At 64.3% G+C, this 5009-nt stretch carries 3 protein-coding genes and 1 pseudogene; 1 reads left to right on the forward strand and 3 read right to left on the reverse strand.

Annotated elements, in window-relative coordinates; all coding sequences use genetic code 11:
• Nucleotides 1-125: 125 nt before the first annotated feature.
• Nucleotides 126-620 (forward strand): annotated as a pseudogene (locus KBY93_RS16030) (IS630 family transposase); the annotation flags it as partial.
• Between the two features lie 425 nt (nt 621-1045).
• On the opposite strand, the gene KBY93_RS16035 reads toward KBY93_RS16030, so the two are convergent.
• From KBY93_RS16035 to KBY93_RS16045, 3 genes are read right to left on the reverse strand one after another with little or no spacing between them, the layout of a single operon-like run.
• Nucleotides 1046-1207 (reverse strand): hypothetical protein, encoded by a 162-nt coding sequence (locus KBY93_RS16035; protein ID WP_255095416.1) that lies wholly within the window; start codon nt 1205-1207, stop codon nt 1046-1048.
• A gap of 20 nt (nt 1208-1227) precedes the next feature.
• Entirely contained in the window at nt 1228-3792 is a 2565-nt protein-coding gene (locus KBY93_RS16040) for an arylsulfatase (RefSeq protein WP_255095417.1), read from the reverse strand.
• A complete protein-coding gene (locus KBY93_RS16045; RefSeq protein ID WP_255095418.1) occupies nt 3789-4790 on the reverse strand; it encodes a formylglycine-generating enzyme family protein in 1002 nt (333 codons plus the stop codon). Before KBY93_RS16045 ends, KBY93_RS16040 begins: the two co-directional genes overlap by 4 nt.
• Nucleotides 4791-5009 lie beyond the last annotated feature (219 nt).

The following is a 5009-nucleotide window of genomic DNA, read 5'->3' on the forward strand; positions in this document are numbered from 1 at the left end:
GTAGCAGCGGCTGACTGAGGCCCATCGATGGGGCCCGGACAGCAGAAGAACGGAGTCTCAGCTGTTCAGCTCAGGGGTCGATCCGCTGTGGCCAGGGGTTCGCTGCTCAATTGGCAACAAACTCCTACGTCGAGGGCGTTACCCACGACTACATTCGCCACGGCACCACCACCCTGTTTGCCGCCCTGGACGTGGCCACTGGCGAGGTGATGACCCAGTGCAGACCGCGCCACCGGCACCAGGAGTTCCTGGGCTTCCTGCGCCAGATCGAGAAGTCCGTTCCCGAGGATCTGGACGTCCATCTGATCGTCGACAACTACGCCACCCACAAACACGCCAAGGTCAGGTCCTGGTTGGCCCAGCGGCCCCGATTCCACGTCCATTTCACGCCCACCTATGCCTCCTGGCTCAACCAGGTGGAGCGCTGGTTTGGGATCATCACCCAGCGGGCCATCCGGCGGGGCAGCTTCTCAAGCGTCAAAGAACTGATCGCCAGGATCGAGCAGTTCGTGGCGTCCTACAAGAAGACCAAGGCCCCGTTCAGCTGGACCGCGACGGCGGACTCAATCCTGGAGAAGCTCCAGCGACTTTGCTCGCAAATCTCCGGGACGGCACACTAGGTGATCGTAGTAGAAACGGGTGACTCCATGGTCAACTCAACGAGTGGCCCCTGCATACGATCTGCCCATATATCTTCCAATGCGATGTTGTGGATCAGCCTGCGCACCGTGGCCCCGAAAGTGCTGGTGTCGGCCCCGGGATGAAAGCGGGTAAGGCGGGTAAATTCACCGGTGGCTTTGTCTTTGCTGAGGATCACCTCTTCCACCTGACCCTCGAGGCCCTCCAGCCAGCGCCAGTGCTGGTGGTGGTCGCCGTTCAGCGGGTTCCAGTAGGTGCAGGTTGTCTTGCTGACGCCAGGGTGCTTTGGTGACGATCGATCAGTGGGGCGATCTCGTGAGCTCGCTCCATCGCCAGATCATGGCTTCCCTCCGCAAGGATCACCAGACGCGCGTCGGGAAGCAGTGAGGCTAGAAGCTGGCCCACCTCACACCGGGCTGATCGGATCGGCATCACCCCAGAGCTGCAGGGTGGGGATGGGCGGGATGGATCCGCTCACCACCATGCTGAAGCCGCTCGGCAACGGGTCGCCAGAAACCAGAGTTTCCAGAGGCGCCGGAGAGAAAGAGCAACGGGGCGGGGTATTCATGGCCCGAACTTCGGTCGCCCTCACTCTCGGGCGGCCTCCACCTTCCTCATTCCTGCCTCCAGGCTCTTTATATCTGCCGGCGAGAGCTGGGGCCGGTCGAGCTTGATCGTCAGCTTGTTGAGCTTGCCGGTGAAGCGGAACGGGGGCTGGTAGTCGGCGTCGTTGACGCCGGTGAGGGTGTCGGAGCCGATATCGAAGCTCTCGTCCCACTGCAGGATCATCGGCAGGGTCTTGGACATGGTTTTGGTGGCGACCACCTTGCCGTCCACCTTGAGGGTGCCGGTGCCGGGGCGGCCGACGCCAGTGAAGCTGTTGAAGGCCAGGGTTCCCGCCCCCTTGCCGTCGTAGACGAAATCGAATTCCACGTTGTGCTTGCCAGGCTTGATGGGCTCGCTGCCCTCCCACTTGAGACGCTCCAGATCCACCATGTTCCACAGCCACACCGGCTTGCCGTTCTTCAGATAGAGGCCGTAGCCCCCGAAGCGGCCGCCCGAGGTGAGCAGCATGCCCTCGGCGCCGCCGGCCGGTACCTCGACATCAGCTGTCACGGTGTAGGAGCTGTTGAGCAGCAGGGGCGAATCGCCCTGGGGCAGACCCACCATCGGACGGGTGTAGACGAACTCGTTGCGACCTGAGGTGATGTTCGGCCGCGGCGCCACGATCCGCGCCGCCACCGAGGCATCGAGCGGAAACACCTGATACTTGTTGGCCTCAGAGATGAAGGCAGCCTTCATCTCCTTCACCTTCTGGGGGTTCTGGGCGGCCAGATCGCTGGTCTGGCTGAAATCACGGTTGAGGTCGTAGAGCTCCAGCGTCTGGTTGTTGAGTGGATCCGGGTTGGCCGGGCCGAAGGCCTCCCAGGGAGCCCGGTTCACCTTGGTGCTCAGCAGCCAGCCGTCGTTGTAGAGCGCCCACTGGCCCATCATCTCGAAGTACTGGGTCTTATGGCGCGAGGGTGTCTTGGCATTCTTGCTATCAAAGGTATAGAGGAAACTGGTGCCTTCGATCGGTTTCTGGGGGATGCCGTCCACCAGCTCGGGCGCCTTCAGACCGGCCGCCTCCAGGATCGTCGGTACCACGTCAATCACGTGAACGAATTGTTCGCGCAGGCCGCCCTTGTCCTTGATGCGCGCTGGCCAGCTCACCACCATGTTCTGGTTGACGCCGCCGAGTTTGGAGGCGTTCTGTTTGAACCAGCTGAACGGGGTATCGAAGGCCCACGACCAGCCGGCTGACATGTGGTTGTAGGTGAGCTCGGTGCCCCAGACGTCGTAGAACTTCATCTGATCCTCGACGGGCAGTTTGTTGAGTCCGTTGAAGAAGGCCACCTCGTTGGGGGTGCCCAGAGGCCCACCCTCGGCGCTGGTGCCGTTATCGCCATTGATGTAGATCACCAATGTGTTGTCCAGCTTGCCGAGATCATCGAACTGCTGGATCACCCGGCCGATCTCGTAATCGCTGTAGGCGGCGTAGGCGGCGAACACCTCCACCTGGCGAATGAACAGTTTCTGGGCGTCCGGGCTCAACTGATCCCAGGGGGTGATCACATCAGCTGGCCAGGGTTCTAGCCTGGCGTCCTTCGGAATAACACCCAGGCGCTTCTGGTTCGCGAAGATGCGCTCCCTCAGTTTCTCGTAGCCATCATCAAAGAGATGCATTGCGTGGATCTTGTCCACCCACTCCTTGGTGGGATGGTGGGGCGCATGGGTGGCACCGGGGGCGTACTTGATGAACAGCGGTTTGGCCGGATTGGTCTGGTGCATCCGCGTCATGTAGTCGATGGCGTCGTCGGCCATCTCGGTGACCAGATTCCAGCTGCCGGGGGCCTTGCCTTCAAAGGGATAGATCTGGGTGGTGTTGCGGAACAGGTTCGGCTGCCACTGGTTGGCATCACCGCCCACAAAGCCGTAGAAGTAATCGAAACCCATGCCCGTGGGCCACTGATCAAAGGGCCCGCTCTGGCTGGCCTGGAAAGCCGGCACGTTGTGATCCTTGCCGAACCAGGCGGTGGAGTAGCCGTTGTCCTTGAGCAGACGGCCGATGGTGGCCTTGTCGCGCTCGATGATGCTGTTGTAGCCGGGGAAGCCCGTCGACTGCTCCGAGATCACCCCGAAACCGGCGGAGTGGTGGTTGCGGCCTGTGATCAGGGCGGCGCGGGTGGGCGAGCACAGCGCCGTTGAGAACATGCGGTTGTACCGCAATCCCGCCTTGGCGACGCGATCCATCGCCGGTGTGGGGATCACGCCGCCGAAGGTGCCGGGCACGCCGAAACCGGCGTCGTCGGTGATGATCAGCAGCACATTGGGGGCGCTCTGCGGTGGCGTGATCCGCGGCGCCCACCAGGGTTTGGACTGCAACGCGCCGTCATTGATCACACCGCCGAAGGGGGGAGCGGGGGCCGGGAGCTGGTTGCTCGAGATGGTGGTGGTGGCGTTCGGAGAACCGAGCAGGCCGCTCAGCTGTTGCGCCAGCACGGGGAGGCCGTAGGGAGCAGTCATCAGCACGGCCACCGCTGCCACCAGGGCCAGGCAGCGCTGCCACCAGCGGCGCAAGTTCTGACGGACGAACTTCAGAAAGCCGGTCATGAGGTGGGCAGTGCAGTGGAGAGAGCGCTGGAGAGCGGTGCCACGAGGCGGAAGCCGATGTGGGAGGTGCCGGTGTCGGGGCATTCCGCTTCCCGGGCGGCGGGGCGGTAGCGGCTGCAGTAGGTGGAGGAGCAGAGAAAGGAACCGCCCTTGATCACGTGCTTGGCCACGCCGGGATCGCGGGGATCGCTGGAGACGGAGCGATCGGCAGCCGTGGGATCACGCCTCCCGGACAGGCCTCCATGGCCGATCTGGTACCAGTCGGAGGTCCACTCCCAGACGTTGCCGGTCATGTCGTGGAGGCCGTAGTCGTTGGCGGGGAAGCTGGCCACCGGAGCGGTGCCGGCGTAGCCGTCCTCGGCGCTGTCAAGCCGCGGGAAGTCGCCCTGCCAGGTGTTGGCCTGGCGTGGCGACCAGGTCTCGCCCCAGCCGAACACCTGATCGCGGAGCCCGCCGCGGGCGGCGAACTCCCACTGGGCCTCGCTGGGCAGGGCAGCGCCGACCCAGTCGGCGTAGGCCACGGCGTCCGCCACGGCCACATGCACCACAGGGTGATCGAGGCGGCCATCGATCGAGCTGCCCGGACCCTCGGGGTGGCGCCAGTCGGCGCCGGGCACCCACTGCCACCAGCTGAGCTCCTCCACCTCCCCAGCAGCTGCCGGGGGCCTGAACACCACCGAGCCAGCCCGCCGCTCGGCGGCCGGCAGGTCCGGGAACTGCTCCTCGCTGAGCGGCCGCTCCGCCACCGTGCGGTAGCCGCTGGCTTCCACGAAGGCGGCGAACTCGCGGTTGCTCACTTCATGGCTCTGCAGGCAGAACGCGCTCAGGCGCACCGCGCGGGCAGGCCCCTCCTCGGGAAGCTGGCCGGCCGCGCCGATCTGGAACCGACCGGCAGGGATCGGCACCATGCTGTCGGGGCATTCGGCCGCGAGCGCCATCGGTGCGCCCCCGAGCAGCAGGCAGAGCAGCAGGCAGAGCAGGGCCAGAAGAACCGTCATCACCACAACGCCTGTGGCAGGCCGATGCGGAAAGCGGCGGGCGCGCGGAATCCTGACGGAGTCGACCAAAACGAAAGCGATGCTCAAGCAACACGTAAGCGTTCAGGGGTCGGGACAGCACGCGGCGAACTTCGTCTCTGCTGAACCCTTGACGGCGAGATGATTCCCGTTTGCATCTCAGGCAGAGACTGCTTGAGATGGGAGCCCCTCCTGCTGGCA

The organism is Synechococcus sp. J7-Johnson (assembly GCF_024345795.1).
Classification (GTDB): Bacteria; Cyanobacteriota; Cyanobacteriia; order PCC-6307; family Cyanobiaceae; genus Regnicoccus_A.